This is a genomic window from Geodermatophilus sp. SYSU D00965 (assembly GCF_054050075.1).
Genome location: NZ_JBJGYQ010000014.1, coordinates 124,372 through 148,284, shown reverse-complemented (window position 1 = coordinate 148,284; position 23,913 = coordinate 124,372). Strand labels below are relative to the sequence as shown.

Annotated in this window: 21 protein-coding genes; 18 read left to right on the top strand and 3 right to left on the bottom strand. The window is 73.8% G+C overall.

Going from position 1 to position 23,913, the window contains the following annotated elements:
• On the bottom strand, nucleotides 1-238 hold a 238-nt coding region (locus tag ACI789_RS15095; RefSeq protein WP_457010195.1), incomplete at its 3' end, for a CoA-transferase.
• A gap of 42 nt (nucleotides 239-280) precedes the next feature.
• Nucleotides 281-1,084, bottom strand: a complete 804-nt coding sequence (locus ACI789_RS15090) for a TIGR03089 family protein (RefSeq protein ID WP_456921097.1) — start codon at nucleotides 1,082-1,084, stop codon at nucleotides 281-283.
• Nucleotides 1,085-1,270: 186 nt separating this feature from the next.
• Between ACI789_RS15090 and ACI789_RS15085 the strand changes: the two genes are divergently transcribed.
• The 10 genes from ACI789_RS15085 (at nucleotide 1,271) to ACI789_RS15040 (ending at nucleotide 11,811) form a co-directional block, all read left to right on the top strand.
• Nucleotides 1,271-3,616, top strand: coding sequence for a hypothetical protein (locus ACI789_RS15085; RefSeq protein ID WP_457010194.1), 2,346 nt, complete (start codon nucleotides 1,271-1,273; stop codon nucleotides 3,614-3,616).
• On the top strand, nucleotides 3,613-4,059 hold the full coding sequence (locus ACI789_RS15080; RefSeq protein WP_456921099.1) for a GtrA family protein: 447 nt from the start codon (nucleotides 3,613-3,615) through the stop codon (nucleotides 4,057-4,059). The genes ACI789_RS15085 and ACI789_RS15080 overlap by 4 nt, the downstream gene beginning before the upstream one ends.
• Nucleotides 4,060-4,129: 70 nt before the next feature.
• Nucleotides 4,130-4,702 carry an HAD family hydrolase gene (locus tag ACI789_RS15075; protein ID WP_456921100.1) on the top strand — a complete coding sequence of 191 codons (573 nt, stop codon included), beginning with the start codon at nucleotides 4,130-4,132 and terminating at the stop codon, nucleotides 4,700-4,702.
• Complete coding sequence (locus tag ACI789_RS15070) at nucleotides 4,702-6,924, top strand: lysylphosphatidylglycerol synthase domain-containing protein (protein WP_457010193.1); 2,223 nt, start codon at nucleotides 4,702-4,704, stop codon at nucleotides 6,922-6,924. Before ACI789_RS15075 ends, ACI789_RS15070 begins: the two co-directional genes overlap by 1 nt.
• Entirely contained in the window at nucleotides 6,921-7,688 is a 768-nt protein-coding gene (locus tag ACI789_RS15065; protein ID WP_457010192.1) for a glycosyltransferase family 2 protein, read from the top strand. The genes ACI789_RS15070 and ACI789_RS15065 overlap by 4 nt, the downstream gene beginning before the upstream one ends.
• On the top strand, nucleotides 7,688-8,428 hold the full coding sequence (locus tag ACI789_RS15060; protein WP_457010191.1) for a glycosyltransferase family 2 protein: 741 nt from the start codon (nucleotides 7,688-7,690) through the stop codon (nucleotides 8,426-8,428). The genes ACI789_RS15065 and ACI789_RS15060 overlap by 1 nt, the downstream gene beginning before the upstream one ends.
• 139 nt (nucleotides 8,429-8,567) lie before the next feature.
• Nucleotides 8,568-9,125: an SGNH/GDSL hydrolase family protein gene (locus ACI789_RS15055; protein WP_457010190.1), complete on the top strand. Its 558-nt coding sequence runs from the start codon at nucleotides 8,568-8,570 to the stop codon at nucleotides 9,123-9,125.
• A gap of 39 nt (nucleotides 9,126-9,164) precedes the next feature.
• The gene (locus ACI789_RS15050) at nucleotides 9,165-9,695 is read left to right on the top strand and encodes a phosphatase PAP2 family protein (protein ID WP_457010189.1); all 531 of its coding nucleotides are present in this window, start codon (nucleotides 9,165-9,167) and stop codon (nucleotides 9,693-9,695) included.
• Nucleotides 9,692-11,059, top strand: coding sequence for an FAD-binding protein (locus ACI789_RS15045; protein ID WP_457010188.1), 1,368 nt, complete (start codon nucleotides 9,692-9,694; stop codon nucleotides 11,057-11,059). The genes ACI789_RS15050 and ACI789_RS15045 overlap by 4 nt, the downstream gene beginning before the upstream one ends.
• Nucleotides 11,056-11,811 (top strand): decaprenylphospho-beta-D-erythro-pentofuranosid-2-ulose 2-reductase, encoded by a 756-nt coding sequence (locus tag ACI789_RS15040; RefSeq protein ID WP_457010187.1) that lies wholly within the window; start codon nucleotides 11,056-11,058, stop codon nucleotides 11,809-11,811. The genes ACI789_RS15045 and ACI789_RS15040 overlap by 4 nt, the downstream gene beginning before the upstream one ends.
• Nucleotides 11,812-11,887: 76 nt before the next feature.
• Here the strand turns inward: ACI789_RS15040 and ACI789_RS15035 are convergent, their stop codons facing one another.
• Entirely contained in the window at nucleotides 11,888-13,441 is a 1,554-nt protein-coding gene (locus ACI789_RS15035) for an LCP family protein (protein ID WP_457010186.1), read from the bottom strand.
• Between the two features lie 209 nt (nucleotides 13,442-13,650).
• Between ACI789_RS15035 and rfbB the strand changes: the two genes are divergently transcribed.
• The 8 genes from rfbB (at nucleotide 13,651) to glfT1 (ending at nucleotide 23,891) form a co-directional block, all read left to right on the top strand.
• A complete protein-coding gene (rfbB, locus tag ACI789_RS15030; RefSeq protein WP_457010185.1) occupies nucleotides 13,651-14,646 on the top strand; it encodes a dTDP-glucose 4,6-dehydratase in 996 nt (331 codons plus the stop codon).
• The gene (gene rfbD / locus ACI789_RS15025) at nucleotides 14,643-15,551 is read left to right on the top strand and encodes a dTDP-4-dehydrorhamnose reductase (protein WP_457010184.1); all 909 of its coding nucleotides are present in this window, start codon (nucleotides 14,643-14,645) and stop codon (nucleotides 15,549-15,551) included. Before rfbB ends, rfbD begins: the two co-directional genes overlap by 4 nt.
• A 174-nt stretch (nucleotides 15,552-15,725) precedes the next feature.
• Nucleotides 15,726-18,377: an N-acetylmuramoyl-L-alanine amidase gene (locus ACI789_RS15020; protein ID WP_457010183.1), complete on the top strand. Its 2,652-nt coding sequence runs from the start codon at nucleotides 15,726-15,728 to the stop codon at nucleotides 18,375-18,377.
• 204 nt (nucleotides 18,378-18,581) lie between these two features.
• Nucleotides 18,582-19,025, top strand: coding sequence for a hypothetical protein (locus ACI789_RS15015; RefSeq protein WP_457010182.1), 444 nt, complete (start codon nucleotides 18,582-18,584; stop codon nucleotides 19,023-19,025).
• On the top strand, nucleotides 19,022-21,310 hold the full coding sequence (locus ACI789_RS15010) for an LGFP repeat-containing protein (protein ID WP_457010181.1): 2,289 nt from the start codon (nucleotides 19,022-19,024) through the stop codon (nucleotides 21,308-21,310). Before ACI789_RS15015 ends, ACI789_RS15010 begins: the two co-directional genes overlap by 4 nt.
• Before the next feature lie 75 nt (nucleotides 21,311-21,385).
• Complete coding sequence (wzm, locus tag ACI789_RS15005; protein ID WP_457010180.1) at nucleotides 21,386-22,222, top strand: galactan export ABC transporter permease subunit Wzm/RfbD; 837 nt, start codon at nucleotides 21,386-21,388, stop codon at nucleotides 22,220-22,222.
• A 2-nt stretch (nucleotides 22,223-22,224) separates the two neighbouring features.
• Complete coding sequence (gene wzt, locus ACI789_RS15000) at nucleotides 22,225-22,986, top strand: galactan export ABC transporter ATP-binding subunit Wzt/RfbE (protein WP_457010179.1); 762 nt, start codon at nucleotides 22,225-22,227, stop codon at nucleotides 22,984-22,986.
• Nucleotides 22,983-23,891: a galactofuranosyltransferase GlfT1 gene (gene glfT1 / locus ACI789_RS14995; RefSeq protein ID WP_457010178.1), complete on the top strand. Its 909-nt coding sequence runs from the start codon at nucleotides 22,983-22,985 to the stop codon at nucleotides 23,889-23,891. The genes wzt and glfT1 overlap by 4 nt, the downstream gene beginning before the upstream one ends.
• Nucleotides 23,892-23,913 lie beyond the last annotated feature (22 nt).

Here is a 23,913-nt window from a genome sequence, read left to right as displayed (position 1 = left end):
CGCCGACGAAGGAGGAGATCGTCTTGCGGATCCGCCCGGCGTAGAGCAGCACTCCCAGCGCGGCGTCGTCCACGCCGCAGTTGTTGCTGATCGTGGTCAGGTCCGTGGCGCCCTTGTCCAGCAGCGCGTCGATCAGCGCGTACGGGATCCCGCACAACCCGAACCCACCCACGGCCAGCACCGCGCCGTCGGGCACGTCGGCCACCGCCTCAGCGGCGCTGCCCACCACCTTGTCCATGCAGGAGTCCCACCGTCCGTCCGGGCGGCTGGGACGGCTGCGTCAGGCAGGTCGGCCCAGCTCGCGGATGCCCTCGATCGTCCGCCCGAGCGTAGCGGTGACCCGCTCGGTGGCCGCACGCGCGGGCAGCTGCCCGGCGTCGGGGGAGCGGACCAGCACGATCGAGGCGCCGGCGGCCAGCGGCGCGAGCAGCCAGGCGACCGGCCCGGCCTCGTCGGCGGTGCGGTCGTCGACCAGCACCCGGTCGCCGTCGGCCAGGCCCAGCCGCCCGGCGAGCTCCCGCGCGGTGGACACCAGCCCGCCGAGGGTCAGCTCGAGGCCGCCGAGCAGCAGTCCCGGCGCGGCCGGGTCGGGCTGCTGCCACGGGACGAACACGTCCCCGTGCGCGCGGACCTCCAGCGCGAAGTCGCGCGCCGGCCCGGTGTACCCGGCCATGCCCAGGCCCAGCGGGTGCAGGGACAGGCCCAGCAGCTCGGGCAGGTCCTGCTCCTCCAGCGGGGCCAGGCGATCCTGGGCGGCCAGCACGACGTCGGCGTCGTCCAGCCGGCCGTCGTCCTCGGCCGCGGTGTCGAGCACCGTGGCGCCGCAGGCCCACACGCCGAGCAGCACCGCCGCGGTCTGCCAGTGCACCGGCAGCGCGACGGCCACCGTGCTCCCCGCCGTGACGTCGAACTCGTCCTGGAGCAGGTTCGCCGTCTTCGCCACCCAGTTGGCGAGGGTGGCCGCCGACAGCTCGACCCGCTCGCCGGTCGCGTCGTCGTAGGAGGTGACCAGCGGCGCGGCGGCGTCCCGGCGCAACCGCGCGGCCAGCAGGGCGGCGGGGGTGGTGGGAGAGGTGTGGTCCACGGGGAGAGGGTGGCAGCCGGGTCGGCGGCTGCGAGCCGCACCCGTCGCCCGCGGCTACAGTCGGATCCCGGTACCCGCCACAGCGCGGGACAGCCGTGCGACGCGGTCGCCCGGCCGACGGACCCCGACGGGGTCGTCTCGCGGGGGCGGACGAACCCCGCCCCGTGTCCGAGGAGAAGGTCGGGAGTGACCACACACACCGTCGAGCTCGGGCCCCCGGGCCTGGAGCCGGCCGACGGCCGGTCGCGCGACCGCGGGGCCGGGGCCGGGGGACGGCTGTCCCCGGCGGGGGCCACTGCGCTGGCCTTCCTGGGCTACCTGGTGCTGCAGCTGGGCCAGCTGCTCGTCCTGAGCCGGCTGGCTCCCCGCTTCTTCTGGTTCGACGACTCCCAGGCGCAGTTCGGTCCGATGCTGTGGTGGATGGGCCAGCACCTGGAGGGTGGCCGGCCCCCGCTCATGGACCCCGAGCTCGGCATGGCCGGCAACCTCGCGGCCGACATGCAGTACGGCGCCCTGGACCCGCTGCACTGGGCCCTGCAGGCGGCCTCCCGCGGCACCGACGACTTCCTGGTCCTGTCCTGGGGCCACGCCACGCTGTGCGTGCTGCTGCTGGGCTCCGGGGTCTTCGCCGTGCTGCGCTCCCACGGCGTGCGCCGCTGGCTGTGCCTGGCCGGCGCCCTCGGCGTGGCCTCCAGCGGCTTCTTCCTCTGGTACGGCGGCTCCTGGTGGCCGCTGCTGTGGAGCGTCGGCTGGCTGCCGTGGTTCTGGTGGGGTCTGCAGGCCCGCCGGTGGGTCGGACCGCTCGTCGCCGGCGTGGCCACGTGGGGCCTGCTGGCCTCCGGCAACCCCTACGTGCTGTTCTTCGCCCTCGCGCTGGTCCTGGCCCAGGCGTGGGAGCAGGTGCGCGACGGCGGCGGCTGGCGGGTGCTGGTGCAGCCGCTCGGCCTGGCGCGGGTCGCCGCGGGCGTCGGCGGGCTGCTGCTGGCCCTGCCCACGCTGCTCACCACCGTCGAGGTCTCGCCGTTCATGCAGCGGCTGGACCCCGACCAGGTGGTGGGCAACGTCGCCTTCGGGGTCACCAACCTGGCCGACGTGCTGCTGGGCAGCCCGACGCTGCTGGGCCAGACCAACGCCTGGGGCGGCTCGCTCGGGCTGGTCCCGGCCATGTACACGCTGCTGGTCGCCGTGCCGGCCCTGGCCCTCGTCGACTGGCGGCGGGCGCTGCGCGCGCGGGGCGTGCTCACCGCGGGCGTCGTCTGGGCGCTGGCGGTGGTCTTCACCCAGCTGCCCACGACGGTGTCGGTCTTCCGCTACCCGTTCCGCTACCTCGTGGTCGTGCAGGTGTTCCTGCCGCTGCTGGTCCTGCTGGCGCTGCGGGCCGCGCCGCGGCTCACCCGGGGGCGGGTCGTGGCGGCGTTCGCCCTGGTCGTCGCCCAGACCCTGCTGGCGCTGTTCCGGGCGCCGGTGTTCTCGAAGTGGCACCTGCTCGCCGGCGTCCTGACGGCGGTGGCCGTCGCCGGGCTGGTCGCCGCGCTGCGGGACGAGCGCCCCCGGCGGCGGACGGCGGCGGCGGGCGCCGCGGTGGTCGTGCTGCTCAGCTGGGGCACGGTCTTCGTCGGCGAGCAGATGATGGCCTCCCTCGAGGAGCGGGTGGACGCCCTGGCCGGGCGCCCGGCCGCCGACGAGGGCCCGTACCGGGCGCTGCCTCCCGGCCGCGACCTGGGGACGACGGTGGCCGCCTACGAGGAGCGCTCCGCCGGCGTGGACACCTCGGCGACGGTCATCACCTTCGACTACGAGGGCGACATGGGCTGGGCGGACGGCGTCCTGCGGGGCAACGGCAACCTGGTGGCCGGCTTCGAGACCGGGACCGGCTCCTACGCCGTCTGGCACGAGGCGCTCAACGAGCACTGGTGCCGGACCTACGAGGGCGCGACCTGCGACGACCCGGCGAAGCTGCTGCAGACCGCGCCGGGCACCGGGACCTCCTGGCTGGAGCTGATGAGCGAGGACACCGTGCTGCTCGACCGGGACGCCCCCGAGGTGCTGCAGCAGTACTTCGCGGCGCGCTGGACGCCCGGGGCCACCACCGAGGGGTACACCGAGTACCGCCGCGACGACGGCCTCCCGGGCCGGGTCACCGCCGCGCGAGGGGTCACCGTCACCGACGGGTCGACGCGGGAGGCCCGCGGCGACGAGCCGATGGACACCTACACCGTGAGCACCGGCGCCGACGGCGGCTCCCTGGCCTTCCGGATCCCGTACTGGCCGGGCCTGACCGCCACGCTGGACGGCGAGCCGATCGACGTCGGGTCGGTGGACGACGCCGTGCTGCGCGTCGACCTGCCCGCCGGCCTCGACGGCGCGACCCTGCAGCTGTCCTACCTGCCCATCGGCGAGCGCCTGCTGGTCCCGGCCCTCGGGGCGGGCGCGGTGCTGGTGCTGGCCGCGACAGCCGGTGCGGTGTGGGCCCGGTCCCGGGAGCGGGCCGCCGGACGACGGCCGGCGCAGGCCGCGGGTGCCGACCGGTGAGCGGCCGGTGGGGGAGGCTCCTGCACCAGGTCACCCGGTTCCTGCTCGGGTCGTGCCTGGGTCTGGCGGTGGACCTGGGGCTGTTCGCGGCCGGCGTCCGGCTGGGCGCGCCGCCGTGGCTGGCCAACCTGGTCAGCGCCGGGTGCGCGGTGGTGGTCGTCTACCTGTTCGTCACCAAGTACGCGTTCCGCAGCGAGCGGTCCCGGCTGACGTTCCTGCTGTTCGTCGGCTGGTACGTGATCTCGATCGTGGTCTTCTCGGTCCTGATCGACCTGGTGCACGAGGTCACCGGCTGGGACGCCTTCGTCTGCAAGCTGCTGTCGCTGCCGCCGTCCTTCGCCGCGAACTTCCTCGCCAGCAAGCTGCTCTTCCGCGGCCGCCCGGCGCCGGCACCGATCCCGGCCCGCGCACCGACGACCACCCACGACACGGCAGGAGCCTGAGATGGCCCAGCGCACGGTCCACGGGGCCGCGGAGCCCACACGTCTCGAAGGAACGGGAGCACGGATCGACATGGCACGTCCGGGAGGGGCGGTCCAGGCCCTGCTGTTCGACCTCGACGGCACCCTCGTCGACACCCGGGAGGCCAACTACCTGGCCTACCGGGACGCGTTCGCGGAGTCGGGCCACGAGCTCACCGAGGAGGTGTTCGCCACCACCTGGGGCCAGGACTCCCGCGACTTCATCCCCGCGCTGCTGCCCGGCATCGACCCCGCCGGGGTCGACACGATCCGGGCGGCCAAGAGCCGGCTCTACGCCGAGCAGCTGCACCGGACGGCGGCCAACGACGCGCTGATCGCCTTCCTCCGGCTGGTCGCGCCCACCCACCCCACGGCGCTGGTCAGCACCGCCAAGTCCGGCAACGGCCGGCAGATCCTCGACACCCACGGCCTGACGCCGCTGTTCGACGTCGTGGTCTGGGGGGACGACGTGGCCCGCAGCAAGCCCGACCCGGAGGGGTACCTGCGCGCCCTGGAGCTGCTCGGCGCCGACGCCGCCCACAGCCTGGCGTTCGAGGACTCCGAGACCGGCCGGCAGGCCGCCCTGGCCGCGGGCCTGCTCGTCCTCGAGGTCCCGCACTTCTGATGGCACTCCCGAGCTACTCCCGCGGCCGGCTGGCGCTGATCGTCGTCGCGCTGCTGTCGCTGGCAGGCTTCCTCGTCCTCACCTGGCCGACGCTGTCGCAGCTGTGGCAGCTGCTGTCCGACGGGCTCTCCGGGCGCGGCTGGGCGGTGCTGGTCGCGGCCTCGCTGGTGCAACTGGGCGGCCACGTGCTGCGCGCCGCGCGCACCAAGGTGGTCATCGACAACGTGCGCCGGGGCAGCCTGGCCGGCCAGTTCCGGCACCTGACCATCGGCTACCTGTTCAACCTCGTCTGGCCGCTGCGGGTCGGCGAGGTCGTGCGCTCCTACCTGGTCGCCAAGACCCTGCGGATCAGCTTCCTGTACACGCTGCTGGCCGTCGTCCTCGAGCGGCTGAGCGACGTCGTCCTGGTGTCGCTGTCCTTCCTGGTGCTGCTGGCGGTCGTCGGCGGGCCGGTCGTGGGCGTCGTCCCGCTGGCCGCGGTGGTGGCGCTGGCGGTGTCGGTCGTCCTCATCGCCTCCTTCGTCGCCCTGGTGCGGGAGAACACCGTCCTGATGCGGCTGGCCTGGCGGGCGACCGGCTGGCTGAACACCGACCTGGAGAACCGGGCCCGGTTCAAGCTGTGGTCGGTGATCTTCGGCTTCCAGCGGTTCTTCCGGCAGCGCCGGCAGCTGGTCCGCTACGGGACGCTCGCGCTGGGCTCCTGGGCCTGCTACGTCGCGGCCGCTGCGATGGTCGCGGTCACGGTGTTCCCCGCGCTCTCCGGCCGGGAGAGCCTGGTCGCCACCGCCGCCCCCGCCGGCGTGGTCAGCCCGAGCATCGGCAACGGCGCGCCCGGCGGCTACGTCGAGGGGGTGCAGGCCTTCATCGAGGGCAGCACCCCGCTGGCCGGCGTGGACGTGCTGCTGTTCGCCGCGGCGACGTGGATGGTGACCAACGTCCCCGTGCTGCTCGTCGCCGTCGTCTCGCTGTTCGTCAACTGGGCCAAGCGCACCAGCGCCCCGCTGGCCGGCGCCGAGCTCGCCCCCGCCGACGGCTACGTCAACAAGCTCGGCCGCGACCAGGACATCTCCGGGTCGATGACGCACTTCCTCGACGCGTACTTCCAGCGTCAGCACCTCAGCCAGGTGATGCACCGGCTGGAGGTGGACGGCAACGTCAGCCTGGTCCGCTTCTTCAAGGGCGGCTCGAACGCGGTCACCCTGCTGGCCACCAGCGGCGACGGCGAGCTGTTCGTGAAGAAGATGGTGCCGCCGGAGTACGCGCACCGGCTGAAGAACCAGCACGACTGGCTGGCCGAGCGGGCCGACCACCGGCAGCTGGTGACCGTGCTGCGCGAGCAGCACGCCGAGGACCACTACGCCATCGACCTCGAGTACCGGCCCAGCAGCGTCCCGCTGTTCGAGTACGTGCACGAGAACACGCACGCGGAGTGCGTCGCCAAGATCGCCGAGGTCTGGGACTACATGTACGACCGCGTCTACGACCTGGGCGACCTCGAGCAGCAGCCCGACCTGCGCGACGACTACGTGAGCGAGCGGTTCGTGATGCGGGTGCGCGCGGCCGCGGAGTCCCACGCCGCGCTGGCCGAGGCGCTCAAGGGCGAGCGGATCGTGGTCAACGGCCGCGAGCTGGACAACTTCGACCGGGTGCTGTCCCGCATCCAGGGCACCGAGGCGGCGTGGCACGACCTGGCCACCTTCCGGCCGTCGGCGCACATCCACGGCGACCTCACCGTCGACAACATCCTCGTCGACCTGCCCTCGCGGGACGTCCTGGTGATCGACCCGTCCGACGACAACCAGCTGCGCGGGCCGGTCATCGACTTCGCCCGGCACATGCAGTCGCTGCTGTACGGCTACGAGTTCCTCAACGACGACGACGACCCGGTCGTGCTGGGGGAGCGGGACGGCCTGCCCGAGATCACCTACCGCGACGCCCGCTCCGCCCGCTACGACGAGCTGGCCGACTTCGTCACCACCCAGGTCATGCCCCGGCACCTCAGCGTCGCCGAGCAGCGCTCCGTGCTCTTCCACGTCGGGCTGTTCTACGGCCGCATGCTCACCCACCGCGTGGCGATCAACTCGGGGACGGTGCTGAAGTACTACGGCGTCTGCATCCAGGCGCTCAACCGCTTCCTCGACCAGTACGACCTGCCGGTCCGGGACGAGGACGACGACGTCTTCGGCGCCGAGCCGAGGCAGGAGGAGGTGCTCGCCCGGTGAACGCGGTCATCGCCATCCCGGCGTACAACTGCGCGCCGCAGATCGGCCGCGTGCTCGACGAGATCACACCCGAGGTCGCCGCGCGGGTGAGCGAGATCTGGGTCATCGACAACCGCAGCACCGACGACACCCTCGAGCGGGCGCTGGAGTACAAGCGCTCCGGGCGGCTGCCGAACCTGCGGGTCTTCCGCAACCGGCAGAACAACAGCCTCGGCGGCACCCACAAGGTCGCCTTCGAGCACGCCCGCGCCGCCGGGCACACCCACGTGGTGATCCTGCACGGGGACAACCAGGCCAAGAGCGACGAGGTCGCGCTGCTGCTCGCCCACGCGCAGGCCCACCCCGAGACGCAGACCGTCCTCGGCTCCCGGTTCAGCCGGCGCTCCCGGCTGCACGGCTACGACGCCAAGCGGGTCTGGGGCAACCGCGTGCTCAACACCGTCTACAGCGCGGTGGCGCTGCGGCCGCTGCAGGACCTGGGCTCGGGCCTGAACCTGTTCGCGCTGCGCGACCTGGACCCGGCCACGTACCTGCGCTTCGCCGACCACCTGACGTTCAACTACGAGCTGATCCTCGACCTGGTGGCCCGGAAGGTGCGGTTCGCGTTCGTGCCGATCACCTGGCGCGAGGAGGACCAGGTGTCGAACGCGCGCAACTGGAACATCTTCCGGACGGCGCTGCGCAACCTGGCGCTGTGGCGGCTGGGCCGGCCGACCTCCGAACCGGCCGCCGACCGCGACTACGAGTGGGACGAGGTGCAGTGATGGCCACCCTCCAGGTGCTCATGCCCATGGGCGGACTGGGGACGCGCTTCCGCAAGGTCGGCGTCACCACCCCCAAGCCGCTGATCGAGGTGGACGGCGCGCCGATGTTCCAGCGGGCGCTGCGCTCCTTCGCGCCGTGGACCGGGGAGAAGACGGTCACCGTCGTCGTCCGCGCGGACGACGACCGCGAGCACGGCCTGGCCCGGCAGGTGCTCGCCGCCGAGCCGTCGGCCGACATCGTGCTGCTCGACCACGACACCCGCGGGGCGGTGGAGACCTGCCTGGAGGCGCGCGACTCCCTCGACCCCGACCAGCCGCTGGTGATCATGGACTGCGACATCGCGTTCGACAGCCCCGAGTACTTCCGGGTGCTGGCGCAGGCGGCGCAGACCCGCGACGTCGACGGCCTGCTGCTGTCGTTCCGGTCCACCGAGCCGCGGTACAGCTTCGCCGAGGTGGGGCCCGACGGCCTCGTCGTCCGGACGGCGGAGAAGCAGGCGATCTCCTCCGACGCGCTCATGGGTGTGTACTCGTTCACCTCCGCGAGGGTGTTCCTGGAGGCCGCCGACCGGCTGATGGCCAAGCAGATCGACGCGGCCATGCCCGAGTACTACGTGTCCCTGGTCTTCAACGAGCTCATCACCTCCGGCCGCCGCGTGGGCCTGGTGCGGGGCGACTTCTACTGCTTCGGGACGCCGGAGGAGCTGGCCGCCTACCGCGAGACCGGCCTGCCCGTCTGACGTGCGCCGTCCCGCAGCCGGGCACCGCGCAGCCGGTGCCCTCCTCGCCGTCGCCGTCCTGCTGGGCGGGTGCGGGGGCTCCGGCCCGGCCTCGTCCCTGCCGCACGCGGCGGCGGGGACGACCGATCCCCCCGCGCCCGTGACCCCCGAGGTCGCCGCGCCGATCCGGCTGGCCGCCGTGGGCGACTCGATCACCCAGGCCGACGGGGACGTGCCCGCCGGTGTGCTCGGGCCGGGGTCCTGGCTGGCCGCCACGGTCGCCGACGAGGTCACCTTCGCCGGGGGCTGGGCGCGCGGCGGGGCCACCACCGCCGACATGCTGGCCGCCGCGACGCACGTGGACGCCGACGTCCTCGTCGTCATGGCCGGCACCAACGACCCGACGGCGGGCATCCCCGGCGAGCAGACTGCCGCGGACCTGCGCGCCCTCGTCGCGCGGACGGGGGTCCCGCGGGTGGTGCTCTCCGCCGTGCCGCCGCGCGACGCGGTGCCGGCGATGGCGGTCGAGACCAACCGCGTCCTCGCCGAGCTGGCGGCCGCCCAGGGCTGGACCTTCGCCGACCCGATGGTCCTGGTGCGGGAGGGCGACCGCTTCGCGCCCGGCATGAGCGACGACGGGCTGCACCCCAACCCGCGCGCCGCGGCCCTCATCGGGGAGTCCCTGCGGGGCACCGTTCGCGAGGTCGCGCGGGGCTGACCCGGTGCACCGGCCGCGCTGCACCTAGGGTCGGGTCACATGGACGCGAGGGGAGCTGCGCGCCTGCACCGCGCGGAGGCGGAGCTGCTCGGTTCCGTCCGCCGGTGGCTGGGCGACACCCCCGCGGTGCCGCTGGCCCGGGGCCTCTCGCACCTCGGCGAGCACGCCGCCGGCTGGCTGCTGCTCGGTGCGGCGGGCTGGCTGCGCGGCCGGCGGCGCGCCGAGTGGGGCACCGCCGCGGTGGGCGTGCTGGCCGCCCACGCCGCCGCGGTGCTGGTCAAGCGGGCGGTCCGGCGGGGCAGGCCGGTGCTCGACGCCGTCCCCGCGCTGGTCGCGACGCCCAGCCGGCTGTCGTTCCCCAGCGCGCACGCGGCCTCCACCGCGGCCGCGGCCTACGGCTACGGGCCGCTGGTCGGCCGGGTCCCGATGACCGCCGTCCTGGCCGCGATGGGCGTCTCCCGCGTGCTGCTCGGCGTGCACTGGCCCAGCGACGTCGTCGCCGGGGTGCTCGTCGGCCGCGGGGTCGCCGCCGGCGTGCGGCGGGGCGCGGCCCGGTGGAGGGCGGCGTGAGCGGGGCAGCGGACGGCGCCGTCCGGCGGCGGCTGACCGGCTGGGGGCGCACCGCGCCCACCGTCGCCACCCTCGCGCCGGTGCGGACGGCGGACGACGCCGCGGCCGCGCTCTGCGGCCGTGGACCCCGCGGGGTGGTCGCCCGCGGGCTGGCCCGCAGCTACGGGGACGCCGCGCAGAACGCCGGCGGGCACGTGCTCGACCTGACCGGGCTGGACCGGGTGCTCGACGTCGACCTCGAGCAGGGCGCGGTCACCGTCGAGGCGGGGATATCGCTGGACCGGCTGATGCGGCTGTTCGTCCCCCTCGGCCTGTTCGTCCCGGTCACCCCGGGCACCCGGTACGTCACCGTCGGCGGGGCGGTCGCCGCCGACGTGCACGGGAAGAACCACCACCGGGCCGGCAGCTTCGCCCGCTACGTCGACTGGCTGGACCTGCTCACCGCCGACGGGCAGGTGCGCCGCGTGGGCCCCGACCAGGACCCGGAGCTGTTCTGGGCGACCGCCGGCGGCATGGGGCTGACCGGCGTGATCCTGCGGGTGCGGCTGCGGATGACGCCGGTCGAGACCGCCTCCCTGCTGGTCGACACCGACCGGGCGCCGGACCTCGACGCCCTCCTGGACCTGCTCACCGCGACCGACGCCCACTACGAGCACTCGGTGGCCTGGATCGACTGCGTGGCCCGGGGAGCCCGGCTGGGGCGCGCGGTGCTGACCCGCGGCCGGTTCGCCCGCCGCGACGAGCTCCCGCCGCGCCGGCGCGCCGACCCGCTGCGCTACTCGGGCGCGGTGCGGCTGCAGGCCCCGGACCTCTTCCCGCCCGGGCTGCTCAACCCCGCCACGGTGGCCGCCTTCAACGAGGTCTGGTACCGCCGGGCGCCGCGCCGCCGGCGCGACGAGCTGCAGGCCATCCCGACCTTCTTCCACCCGCTGGACGGTGTCGGCGCCTGGAACCGGGTGTACGGGCCGCGCGGGTTCGTCCAGTACCAGTTCGTCGTCCCGTTCGGCGAGGAGGAGACGGTGCGCCGGGCGCTGGTCCGCACCAGCGCCACCCGGACGCCGTCCTTCCTCGCGGTGCTCAAGCGCATGGGGCCGAGCAGCCCGGGCCTGCTGTCCTTCCCCATGCCGGGCTGGACCCTGGCGCTGGACATCCCGGTCCTGCCCGGGCTGGCCCGGCTGCTCGACGAGCTCGACGAGCTGGTGGTCGGCGCGGGCGGGCGCGTGTACCTGGCCAAGGACGCCCGGCTGCGGCCCGCGCACCTGCCCCGCATGTACCCCGAGCTCGACCGGTTCCGCGCCGTCCGCGAGCGCGTCGACCCCACGCACGTGTTCACCTCGGACCTCGCCAGGAGGCTGTGCCTGTGATCGACGCCCTGGGTTCGGTGGGCTCCCTGCTGCTGGTCGGCGGCACCTCCGACATCGCGGTCGCCACCGCCCGCCGGTACCTGGCCGAGCGGCCGCTGCGCGTCGTCCTGGCCGCCCGGGACACCCCGCGCCGGGCCGCGGTCGCCGACGAGCTGCAGGCCGCGGGGGCCACGGTGGAGGTCGTGGACTTCGACGCCGCCGACCCCGCCGCGCCGCAGCGGGTGGTGGAGCAGGCCGCCGCCGGTGGGGACGTCGACGTCGCGGTCGTGGCCTTCGGCGTGCTCGGGGACCACGCCCGGCTGCGGGTCGACCCGGCCGCGGTGGGGGAGCTGGCGCAGGTCGACTACGTGGCCCCGGTCGTGGTCGGCACCGCGCTGGCCGAGCGGATGCGGCAGCAGGGCCACGGGGTGCTCGTGGCGCTCTCCTCGGTGGCCGGCGAGCGGGCGCGGAAGGCCAACTTCGTCTACGGCTCGGCGAAGGCCGGCATGGACGCGTTCTACTCCGGGCTGGGCGACGACCTGGCCGGCAGCGGGGTGTCGGTCCTGGTCGTGCGGCCCGGGTTCGTCCGCTCGAAGATGACCGCGGGCCTGCCCGCCGCGCCGCTGGCCACGACCCCCGAGGCGGTGGCCGAGGCGATCGTGGCCGGTGTCCGGCGCGGGCGGCACACCGTCTGGGTGCCCGGCCTGATGCGGCTGGTCATGGCGGTGGTGCGGCACCTGCCACGCCCGGTCTTCCGCCGGTTGCCCCTCTGAGACGCCGCGGGGGCGGGGAAGGCACTCGCCCTCCCCGCCCCCGCGGCGTGGTCCCGGCCCCCTGCAGGGCCCTTTCTCAGTTGATGCAGGTCGTGTCGGCCGCGGTGCGGGCGTCCTTGCCCTCCGTGGCCGGCTCGTCGGCCGCGGCCGGCTGCTCGGTGACCGCCTGGCCGACCCCGTTGAAGTCCGACCCGAGCACCAGCTGCACGGTGCCCACCGTGGCGTCGTCGGCCTTGGTCAGCTTCGCGCCCTCGACGACCGCCGCCAGGGCCCGGGCCCGGGCCTCGTCGCCCTCGGCGTAGCGGATCTCGGTCCGGGTGTAGTCGGTGGAGTCGGCGTTGCCGGTGCCGGCGACGGTGAAGCCCGCCGCCTGCAGACCGGCCGCGGTCTCGGCGGCCAGCCCCGCGGTCCCCGAGCCGTTGTAGACGGTGACGGCGACGTCGGCGGGAGCGGCGGTCTCCTCGGCCGGCTCCTCCTCGGCGGGCTGCTCGGCCTCCTCCTGCGGCTCGGCCGACAGGTCGGCGAAGAACCGGTGGAGCGTGTCGACGTCCTCCAGGCGGAGGATGTATCGGCCCTGCTCGTCCTTGTCGTCACCGACGTAGGGGACGGTCTGGAAGTCGACGCTGCCCAGGTCCACCGACTGCATCTGCTCGGCGAGCTGGAACAGGTCGAGGTCCTGGTCCACGGTGAGCGACTGCGAGGCCGCCTCCACCAGCTGGCGCTGCTTGCCCAGGTCGAACAGGGTGTCCTCGGAGAGGATCTTGCGGACGACGCCGGCGATGAAGACCTGCTGGCGGACGATGCGGTCGAAGTCGCCCCGCGGCAGGCCGTGGCGCTGGCGGACGAACTTGAGGGCGTCGGCGCCGCTGATGGTCTGGACACCGGCGGGGAACACCGCGCCGGAGTACTTGGTGTCGTTCACGGGGGCGCAGAGGTTGACCTCGACGCCGCCGACGACGGTGCTGAGGTTGAAGAAGCCGAGCAGGTCGACCTCGGCGTAGTGGTCGATCTGCAGGCCGGTGAGCTGGTTGACCGTCTGCACCAGCAGCCGGGCGCCGGAGGCGCGCTTCGTCGCCTCGTCGGCGTCGGCCGGGGCGTCGCCGTAGCCGTAGGCGAACGCGGCGTTGAGCTTGTCGTTGCCGTGGCCGGGGATGGCCACGTAGGAGTCGCGCGGGAACGAGACGAAGGAGGCCTTGGAGCCGTCGGCCGGCAGGTGGACCAGGATCATCGTGTCGGTGTTGAGCCCGCTGGAGCCACCGGTGTGGAACTCGTTCTCCTGCTCGGGGGTCAGGCTCTCGCGGCTGTCGCTCCCCACCAGGAGCAGGTTGAGCTCCGACCCGCCGTCGTCGCCGGTCGAGGCGATCACGTCGGTCCGGGTGACGCTGGCCTCGGCGACCTGACCCAGGTACCAGCCCCAGCCGCTGCCGCCAAGCAGCGCGACCGAGAGCAGGCCGACGACGACGCGGGTGAACACGGCGGCACGCCGGCCGCGGCGCGGGGTGCCCTCCGGCGCCGAACCGGCCTCCGGGCGCTCGGCCGCCTTCCGCGAGGTGCGACCGGCACGGGGGTCCAGCCGCGGCGGCAGCGGGCGGCCGTCGGTCCCGGCCTGCTTGTCGTGCTTCCTCGTCACGGCGTCCTCACTGGTGTCCGTTGGGGCGCGCCGGGCTCCCCGGGCGGTGCGTCCGCGTCCTGCGGCGTCCACGCCTCTCGACGGGCGGCGGCGCGAGCGATGCTAGCCACCAAAGGGGTGAGACGACCCCGTCCGACACGGACGGTCCGCCGCCTGCGCCACTACCGTGCTCACCGACCGCAGTTGTCACACTCCAGAAGGGCCCGGGCATGCGCATCCTCGTGACGGGGGGAGCCGGCTTCATCGGTTCCCACTACGTCCGGACCCTGCTGACCGGTGGGTACCCCGGCTTCGAGGACGCCGAGGTGACCGTCTTCGACGCGCTGACCTACGCCGGCAACCCGGCCAACCTGGCGCCGGTGGCCGACAGCCCGCGCTACCGGTTCGTGCGGGGGGACATCTGCAGCGCCGCCGACCTCGACGCCGCCCTGCCCGGGCACGACGTCGTGGTGAACTTCGCCGCCGAGTCGCACGTGGACCGCTCCATCTCCGGTGCCTCGCAGTTCGTGCTGACCAACGTGCTCGGCGCCCAGCAGGTCTTCGAGGCGGCGCTGCGGCACGGCGTCGGCCGGGTCGTGCACGTCTCCACCGACGAGGTGTACGGCTCGATCGACGAGGGGTCCTGGACCGAGGACCACCTGCTGGAGCCCAACTCGCCGTACTCGGCGGCCAAGGCCGGCGGCGACCTGATCGCCCGCGCCTACGCGAAGACCTACGGCCTGGACATCTCGATCACCCGGTGCAGCAACAACTACGGCCCCTACCACTTTCCGGAGAAGGTCATCCCGCTGTTCGTCACCAACCTGCTCGACGGGGAGAAGGTGCCGCTCTACGGCGAGGGCGCCAACGTCCGCGACTGGCTGTTCGTCGACGACCACTGCCGCGGCATCCAGTTGGTGCTGGAGAAGGGCCGGGCCGGGGAGTTCTACAACATCGGCGGCGGCCGGGAGCTGTCCAACCGCGAGCTCACCGAGCAGCTGCTGGCGGCCACCGGCCGCGACTGGAGCTACGTGGAGAACATCGTCGACCCCCGCGGCGGCGGCCACGACCTGCGCTACTCGGTGGACTACTCCAAGACCGCGGCGCTGGGCTACGCCCCGCGGATGTCCTTCGAGGACGGCCTGGCCCTGACCGTGCAGTGGTACCGGGACAACCGGGCGTGGTGGGAACCGCTGAAGGCCGCCGCCGCGACCGCCCGGGCATGAGCACCGCCTGGCTGGTCACCGGCGCGCACGGACAGCTCGGCCGGGAGCTGCTCGCGGTCCTGGCCGGGCGGCCCGGGGACGCGGTCACGGCGGCCGGCCGGCACGAGGTGGACCTCACCGACGAGCGGCAGCTGCGGGCCGCCGTCTCGACCTGGCTGGCCGGGGCCCGGACGCGCGGGCAGCGCGCCGTGGTGGTCAACGCCGCCGCCTACACCGCGGTCGACGCGGCCGAGGACGACGAGGCCGCCGCCACCGTCGTCAACGGGGACGCGCCGGGCTGGCTGGCCGAGGAGCTGGCCGGGCGGGGACGGCTGGTGCACGTCTCCACCGACTACGTCTTCGCCGGGACGGCCACCACGCCCTACCCGGTCGACGCCCCGGTCGCCCCGCGCAGCGCCTACGGGCGGTCCAAGGCGGCCGGCGAGCGGGCGGTGGCCGCGGCCGGCGGGGATGCCACCGTGGTGCGCACCGCCTGGGTCTACGGCCGGCACGGCACCAACTTCGTGAAGACGATGATGCGGCTGGAGCGGGAGCGGGACACCGTCAGCGTCGTCGACGACCAGGTCGGCTCGCCCACCTGGTCGGCCGACCTCGCCGCCGCGCTCGTGGCGGCCGGCGCGCGGGAGGAGCCGCTGCCCCCGCTGCTGCACTGCACCAACGCCGGGCACACCTCCTGGCACGGCCTGGCCCGGGCGGTGTTCGAGGAGCTCGGCGCCGACCCCGCCCGCGTGCTGCCGACCACCACCGAGGCCTTCCCTCGGCCGGCGCCGCGGCCGGCCTGGTCGGTCCTGGACGACAGCGCGTGGCGGGCGGCCGGCCTGCCCCCGATGCGGCCGTGGCGGGACGCCCTCCACCGGGCGATGCGCACCTTCGACGTCACCCCGGCGGGCTCGCCGGCCGGGTGACCGACCGGTCCGCCACGGGCGTGGGTCGTGTGACGCCTGTGAGTGGTGGGGGAGCCGATCCGGCACGACTGCGTGTCGGAGGCTCATGGTCACTCACCGCTACGTCGATCCTCTAGGGGACAGCCGGTGGCCTCCGTGGCGGCCGGACCACGGAACCCTGGAGGACTACTCCTCGTGCGCCGCCTCCTGACCGGATCCCTCGCCGTCGTCGCCCTCACCGGCACCGTCCTCGTGCTGCCGGTCTACGCGTCGCCGGGCCCCGAGGCCGAGCCGGTGCCCACCTCCACGGAAGAGGTGGCGATGGGGTCGGTCGAGGACCCGGCCCCGGCCGCCGACGTCCAGGACGGCACCTCCGAGCCGGTGACCGGCGTCGCGGAGACCACGCCGACGCTGACCGTCACCAAGACCGACGTCCCCGAGTTCTCCCTGGTCGGGGTCACCTGGGCCTTCGACCCCGCGGTGACCGACACGGTGGTCAAGGTCCGGGTGCAGGACGACGCCGGCGCCTGGGGGGAGTGGACCGAGGTCGGTACCGAGGACGCCGACCAGGACCCCGGGGCCGACGCGCCCGCCGCCGTCCGCGGTGGCACCGCCCCGCTGTGGACCGGGCCCAGTACCGGCGTGGAGGCCGAGCTGGTCACCCGCTCGGGTGCCGCGCCGACCGACGTCCAGCTGGACCTGGTCGACCCGGGGGACAGCGCGGCCGACGCCAACCTCGGCACGCCCGACATCCAGGACACCGCGGACGCGGCCCTGGCCATGCCCGACGTGTACTCGCGGGCCCAGTGGGGCGCCGACGAGCGCAAGATGACCTGGGGCCCGGAGTACGCACCGACCCTCAAGGCCGCCACGCTGCACCACACGGCCGGGAGCAACGCCTACACCGCCGACCAGGTGCCGTCGATCCTCCGCGGGATCTACGAGTACCACGCGGTCCAGCGCGGCTGGGGCGACATCGGCTACAACGTGCTGGTCGACAAGTTCGGCCGCCGCTGGGAGGGCCGCGCCGGAGGGTTGTCCAGGACCGTCGTCGGCGCCCACGCCGGCGGCTTCAACACCGGGACCTTCGGCGTCTCGATGATGGGCACCTACGAGTCGCTGAACCCGCCGCAGGCCGTGGTCGACTCCGTGGCGGCGATCATCGCCTGGAAGTTCTCCCTCTACGGCGTCAATCCGCGGGGCACGACCACGCTGGTCTCCGGGGGCGGTGGCACGGCCAAGTACGCCAGGGGCGTTTCCGTCACGCTGCCGACGATCTTCGGGCACCGGGACGTCGGGAACACCACGTGCCCCGGCAACGCCGGCTACGCCCGCCTCGGTGAGATCCGGGACCAGGTGACCGCCAAGCTCAGCTCGGCCGTCCCGCTCGTGCGGCAGCGCTACGACGGCGACGCGGCGCTGCGCGCCATGCTCGGCGACGTCGTCACGCCGCCCACCCGGACGCCGGACGGCATGGGCGCCTACGCGCACTACGAGCACGGCTCCATCTACGCGACCCACGCGACCGGGGCCCGCGTCCTGCGCGGTTCGATCTACAGCAAGTGGGCCGCCCTCGACTGGGAGCGCAGCCCGCTGGGCTACCCGGTGTCCGACGTCGGCACGACGCCGGACGGGCAGGCCACGTACGCGCACTTCGAGCGCGGGTCCATCTACTCCTCGCGGACGGGCGGCACGCGCTGGCTGGGTGCGGCGATCCGGGACGCGTGGGGCGTGGCGGGCTGGGAGGGCGGCCGGCTGGGCTATCCGACGTCCGACCAGCGGTCCACGCCGGACGGCAAGGGCGCCTACGTGCACTTCCAGGGCGGGTCGATCTACTGGTCGCAGGCCAGCGGGGCGCACGCGGTGTTCGGTCCGGTGCGTGATGCGTGGCAGGCGACGCGCTGGGAGAAGGGGCCGTTGGGCTTCCCGGTGTCCGGCGTCGGGGTGACGCCGGACGGGGTGGGGCAGTACGCGCACTTCCAGGGTGGGTCGATCTACTGGACCAGGGCGACCGGGGGTCGCTGGCTGGGCACGGCGATCCGCGACGCGTGGGGCGCCACCGGCTGGGAGGGCGGCCGGCTGGGCTACCCGACGTCGAGTCAGCGGTCCACGCCCGACGGCAAGGGCGCCTACGTGCACTTCCAGGGCGGGTCGATCTACTGGTCGAAGGCCACCGGGGCGCATGCGGTGTTCGGTCCGGTGCGCGATGCGTGGAAGGCCACCGGCTGGGAGACCGGGCCGCTGGGGTTCCCGACCACCGACGTGGGGTCGACCGCCGGTGGTGTGGGGCAGTTCGTGCACTTCCAGGGCGGGTCGATCTACTGGACGCCGGACACGGGGGCGCAGTGGCTGGGCACGGCGATCCGGGACGCGTGGGAGGCCAGCGGCTGGGAGTACGGGCCGCTGGGGTACCCGACGTCGAGCCAGCGGGCGACGCCGGACGGGCTCGGTGCCTACGTCCACTTCCAGGGCGGGTCGATCTACTGGTCGAAGGCGACCGGGGCACACGTGGTGCGCGGTGCGGTGCGCGACGTGTGGAAGGCGCAGCGCTGGGAGAAGGGCGAGCTGGGCTACCCGACCAGTGACGTGCGGACCACGCCGGACGGGGTGGCCGAGTACGCGCACTTCCAGGGCGGGTCGATCTACGCCACCCAGGCGTTCGGGGCGCACGCGCTGTCCCTGGCGGTCCGCCAGGCCTGGGCCGACACCGGCTGGGAGAAGGGCCGGCTGGGCTATCCCACGTCGGACGCCTACCCGGTCACCGGCGGGTCGCGCACCGACTTCCAGGGCGGATACATCACTGTGCGTACTGGTGCGACCACGGGGACTGTCACCTACTCCTCCTGACAGCGCCCTCGCACCGACGCAACCGCAGTGCCACCGCACGGCACGACTCCGAAGGTGACTGACACGATGACGACCTCCTCCCTGCACGTCTGCTCCCGAGGGCTCGGCGCCCTCCTGGCCGCCTCCGCCCTCCTCCTCACGGGGTGCGGCTCGGACAGCACTGCCGACGCAGCGGCTCCGGACGGGAGCGCCGGAGCCACGACCGTGGCCGGCGAGCCGGAGATGGACGCCACGACGCCCGCTCCGTCCCCGGTCGGGGACGGCGCCGCGTCGCCGTCCGCCACCGCTCCGGCCGACAATCCAGCCAGCACGCCGGCCCCGCAGACGACGGCGGCGCCGGCCGCCCCGGCCGCCACCGTGGCCCTGGCCTTCGCCGAGTGGGACGCGGCGTCCGGCACCGTCCAGGCCGCCGGTCAGGTCGGGTCGGTGATCGAGGACGGCGGCGAGTGCACCCTCACGCTGACCTCGGGGGCCACCACGGTCACCACCGGCGTCGACGGGTTCGCCGACGCCACCACCACCGTCTGCAGCGGCCTGGCGATCGACGGGGACCGGCTGTCGTCGGGCACCTGGACGGCGACGCTGCAGTACACGCCGCTCCGTGGCACTCCGGGGACCTCCGACCCGCTGGACGTGGTCGTCCCGTGACGGGCCGGCGCCTCCGGCCCGCGCTGCTCGCCGGCCTGGTGGCGGTGTCCGCCGTCCTGGCCGTGCTCGTCCCCGTCGTCGGCAGCACCCCGTCGGCTCCCGCGCAGGCCGCGGACACCCGTCAGTTCGTCGCCGGGCACATCATCGACGACGAGCTGTTCTTCGCCGGCTCGGCGATGACCGCGGGCCAGGTGCAGACCTTCCTCGAGCAGAAGAACCCCAACTGCGTCCCGGCAGCGGACAAGACCCCGTGCCTGCAGGACTACCGGCAGAACACCTACACCCACCAGGCCGACGGGTACTGCGACGGCACCTACACCGGAGCGACGAACGAGACGGCGGCCACGATCATCGCCAAGGTGGGCCGGGCCTGCGGCATCAGCCAGAAGGTGCTCCTGGTGCTGCTGCAGAAGGAGCAGGGGCTCGTCACCGCGAGCGGGTCGGGCCTGACCCCGAGGCGGTACGCCCAGGCCACCGGGTTCGGCTGCCCGGACACCGCCGACTGCAACCCGGCCTACGCCGGCTTCTACGACCAGGTGTACAGCGCTGCCCAGCGGTTCCAGTACTACGCGGCCAACCGGACGCGGTACCAGTACCAGGCGGGCAAGACCGTCAACATCCTGTACAACCCGAACACGGCCTGCGGCTCGTCGCCGGTCTACATCCGCAACCAGGCCACCGCCGGGCTCTACATCTACACGCCCTACCAGCCCAACGCCGCGGCGCTCGCGGCGGGCTCCGGGACCGGCGACTCGTGCTCGGCCTACGGCAACCGCAACTTCTGGCTGCGCTACACCGACTGGTTCGGCTCGACCCACATCGGCAGCCGGATCGTCGCCGACGAGTACGCGCGACGCGGCGGCGCCGGGGGAGCGCTCGGTGCCCCGACCAGCGACGTCACGTGCGGGCTGGCGGGTGGAGGGTGCTTCCAGCACTACGCGAAGGGCTCCCTGTACTACTCGCCCGCGACGGGCGTGCACGCCGTGAGCGGCGCCGTCTACGACGAGTGGGCGGCGACCGGCTGGGAGTGGGGGCCGCTGGGCTACCCGGTGTCCGAGATCGGCACCACCCCCGACGGCAAGGCCCGGTACGCGCACTTCGAGCACGGCTCGGTGTACTCGGTCCAGGGACTGGGGACGCACTGGCTGGGTGCGGCGATCCGGGACGCGTGGGGCGTGGCGGGCTGGGAGGGCGGCCGGCTGGGCTACCCGACGTCCGACCAGCGGTCCACGCCGGACGGCAAGGGCGCCTACGTGCACTTCCAGGGCGGGTCGATCTACTGGTCGCAGGCCAGCGGGGCGCACGCGGTGTTCGGTCCGGTGCGTGATGCGTGGCAGGCGACGCGCTGGGAGAAGGGGCCGCTGGGCTTCCCGGTGTCCGGCGTCGGGGTGACGCCGGACGGGGTGGGGCAGTACGCGCACTTCCAGGGTGGGTCGATCTACTGGACCAGGGCGACCGGGGGTCGCTGGCTGGGCACGGCGATCCGCGACGCGTGGGGTGCCACCGGCTGGGAGGGCGGCCGGCTGGGCTACCCGACGTCGAGTCAGCGGTCCACGCCGGACGGCAAGGGCGCCTACGTGCACTTCCAGGGCGGGTCGATCTACTGGTCGAAGGCGACCGGGGCGCACGCGGTGTTCGGTCCGGTGCGCGACGCCTGGCAGGCCCAGCGCTGGGAGAAGGGCGTGCTGGGCTACCCCACCAGTGACGTCCGGAGCACGCCGGACGGGGTCGCGCAGTACGCGCACTTCCAGGGCGGGTCGATCTACTCGACCCGGGCCACCGGGGCGCAGTGGCTGGGCACGGCCATCCGCGATGCGTGGGGCGCCTCGGGCTGGGAGAACGGGCCGCTGGGCTATCCGATCTCCAGCCAGCGGGCGACGCCGGACGGGCTGGGTGCGTACGTGCACTTCCAGGGCGGGTCGATCTACTGGTCGAAGACGACCGGGGCGCACGTGGTGCGCGGTGCGGTGCGCGACGTGTGGAAGGCGCAGCGCTGGGAGAAGGGCGAGCTGGGCTACCCGACCAGTGACGTGCGGACCACGCCGGACGGGGTGGCCGAGTACGCGCACTTCCAGGGTGGGTCGATCTACGCCACCCAGGCGTTCGGGGCGCACGCGCTGTCCCTGGCGGTCCGCCAGGCGTGGGCCGACACCGGCTGGGAGAAGGGCCCGCTGGGCTACCCGATCTCGGACGCCCGCCCGGTCACCGGCGGGTCGCGCACCGACTTCGAGCACGGGTCGATCACCGTGGACGAGGACGGACAGGCCACCGTCAGCACCAGTTGACCCGGCTGTCACGGGAGGGCGCCGGTGCCGCAGACCGCGGCATCGGCGCCCTCGCGCGCAGGTAGCGTGGAGAGCATGACTGCGACGGCTGCGCCCGGCGTCCGCAGCTGGCGCAGAGCGGCTGAGGACCTCGCCGGCGGATGGCGCCAGCGATCCCTGTGGGGACACCTCGGCTGGCAGGACATCCGCCAGCGCTACCGCCGGTCGGTCCTCGGGCCGATCTGGATCAGCATCAGCATGGCGGTCACCGCGGTGGCCCTCGGCGTCCTCTACGCCGGCCTGTTCGGCAACGAGCTGTCGGTGCAGCTGCCCTACATCCTCGTCGGCTTCATCGTCTGGGCGTTCATCAGCGGCTGCATCACCGAGGGCTCCGACGTCTTCATCGCCAACGAGGGGCTGATCAAGCACCTGCCGGCGCCGCTCTCGGTGCACGTGTACCGGCTGATCTGGCGCCAGACGCTGTTCTTCGGCCACAACCTGGTCGTCTACGCGGTCATGCTGCTGGTGTTCCCGCAGGCGCTGAGCTGGATGAGCCTGACCGCGATCCCCGCGTTCGCGCTGCTCATGCTCAACGGCGCCTGGGTGGCCCTGCTGTTCGGCATCGTCACCACGCGGTTCCGCGACCTCACGCCGATCATCCAGAGCTTGGTGCAGCTGCTCTTCTTCCTCACGCCCATCGTGTGGATCTACGAGGACCTGGTGAACAGCCCGAACCAGGCGATCGCCGAGCGGGCCCGCCTCGTGGAGTTCAACCCGCTGCTCCACTACATCGAGATCATCCGCCAGCCGATGCTGGGCCACGAGCAACACGTCCGGCACTGGATCGTGGTCCTCGTCCTCACCGTCGTCGGCTGGGCGCTCACCCTGTTCGCCCTGCGCCGCTACCGGGCGCGCGTGCCCTACTGGGTGTGACCGTGTCGGAGGACAGACCCCTGGTCAACATCACCACGAAGGACGCCTGCGTCGACTTCCCGATCTTCGACGCCAAGAGCCGCTCGCTGAAGAAGACCGTCATGGGACTGGTGGGCGGCAACATCACCACCGAGACCAAGGTGCCGGTCATCGAGGCCCTGCGGGACATCACGCTCACCCTCGACCACGGCGCCCGTGTCGGCCTCGTCGGGCACAACGGCGCGGGCAAGTCGACGCTGCTGCGGCTGCTGTCGGGCATCTACGAGCCGACGCGCGGCTTCGCGGAGGTCCGCGGCCGGGTGGCCCCGGTGTTCGACCTGGGCGTCGGCATGGACCCGGAGATCTCGGGGCTGGAGAACATCATCGTCCGGGGCCTGTTCCTCGGGATGACCCGCAAGCAGATGGAGGACCGGGTCGACGACATCGCCGAGTTCACCGAGCTCGGCGACTTCCTCCGCATGCCGCTGCGGACCTACTCGACCGGCATGCGGATCCGGCTGGCCCTCGGGGTCGTCACCAGCATCGACCCGGAGATCCTGCTGCTGGACGAGGGCATCGGCGCCGTCGACGCGGCCTTCCTGGAGAAGTCCAAGAAGCGGCTGTCCGACCTCGTCGAGCGCTCCGGCATGCTCGTGTTCGCCTCGCACTCCGACGAGTTCCTCCGGGAGCTGTGCGACACCGCGATCTGGATGGAGCACGGCCGGATCCGCCAGCAGGGCGAGCTCGAGGACGTGCTGCGGGCCTACAAGGGCCTGCCCGCGTGAGCCTGCCGGCCCCCGTGGACGGCGAGCGGGTCGTCGCCGTCGTCGTCACCCGGCACCGCCGCGAGCAGCTGCAGCAGAGCCTGGCGGCGCTGGCCGCCCAGTCCCGGCCGGTCGACCACCTGGTGGTCGTCGACAACGGCCCGGACCAGCCGGTCGGGGACGTCGTCGGCCGGTGCGGCCTGTCGTCGACCTACCTGCCCAGCGCGCGCAACCTCGGTGGGGCCGGGGGCTTCGCCCTGGGCATGCTGCACGCGCTCGCCCTCGGCGCGGACTGGGTGTGGTGCGCCGACGACGACGGCCGGCCCGCCGACGACGAGGTCCTGGCCACCCTCCTGGACGCCGCCCGTCGGCACGGGCTGGCCGAGGTCTCGCCCCTGGTCACCGACCTGGCCGACCCCGACCGGCTGGCCTTCCCGCTGCGGCGGGGTCTGCGCTGGCGCCGGCGGCGCAGCGACTTCGCCGGCGTGGACCTGCTGCCGCGCTACGCCTCGCTGTTCAACGGCGCGCTGTTCCGGGCAGCGGCCCTCGACGTGGTCGGTGTCCCGGACTACCGGCTGTTCTTCCGCGGCGACGAGACCGAGATCCACCGCCGGCTGCTGCGCGCCGGGCTGCCGTTCGGCACCTGCACCGCCGCGGCCTACGTGCACCCCGAGGGGACGACGGAGTTCGAGCCCATCCTCGGCGGCCGGCTGTCGGCGCAGTACCCGGCGAACGAGGTCAAGCGGTTCTTCACCTACCGCAACCGCGGCTACCTGATGGCCCAGCCGGGGATGCGCTGGCTGCTGCCCCTGGAGCTGGTCCGGTTCAGCTGGTTCTTCCTGGTGTCCCGGCGGGACCCGGCCGGCTGGCGGGAGTGGCTGCGGCTGACCCGCGCCGGCCGCCGCGAGCGCTTCACCCGCAGCTGAGTCCCGTCGGTCCCGCGGGGAC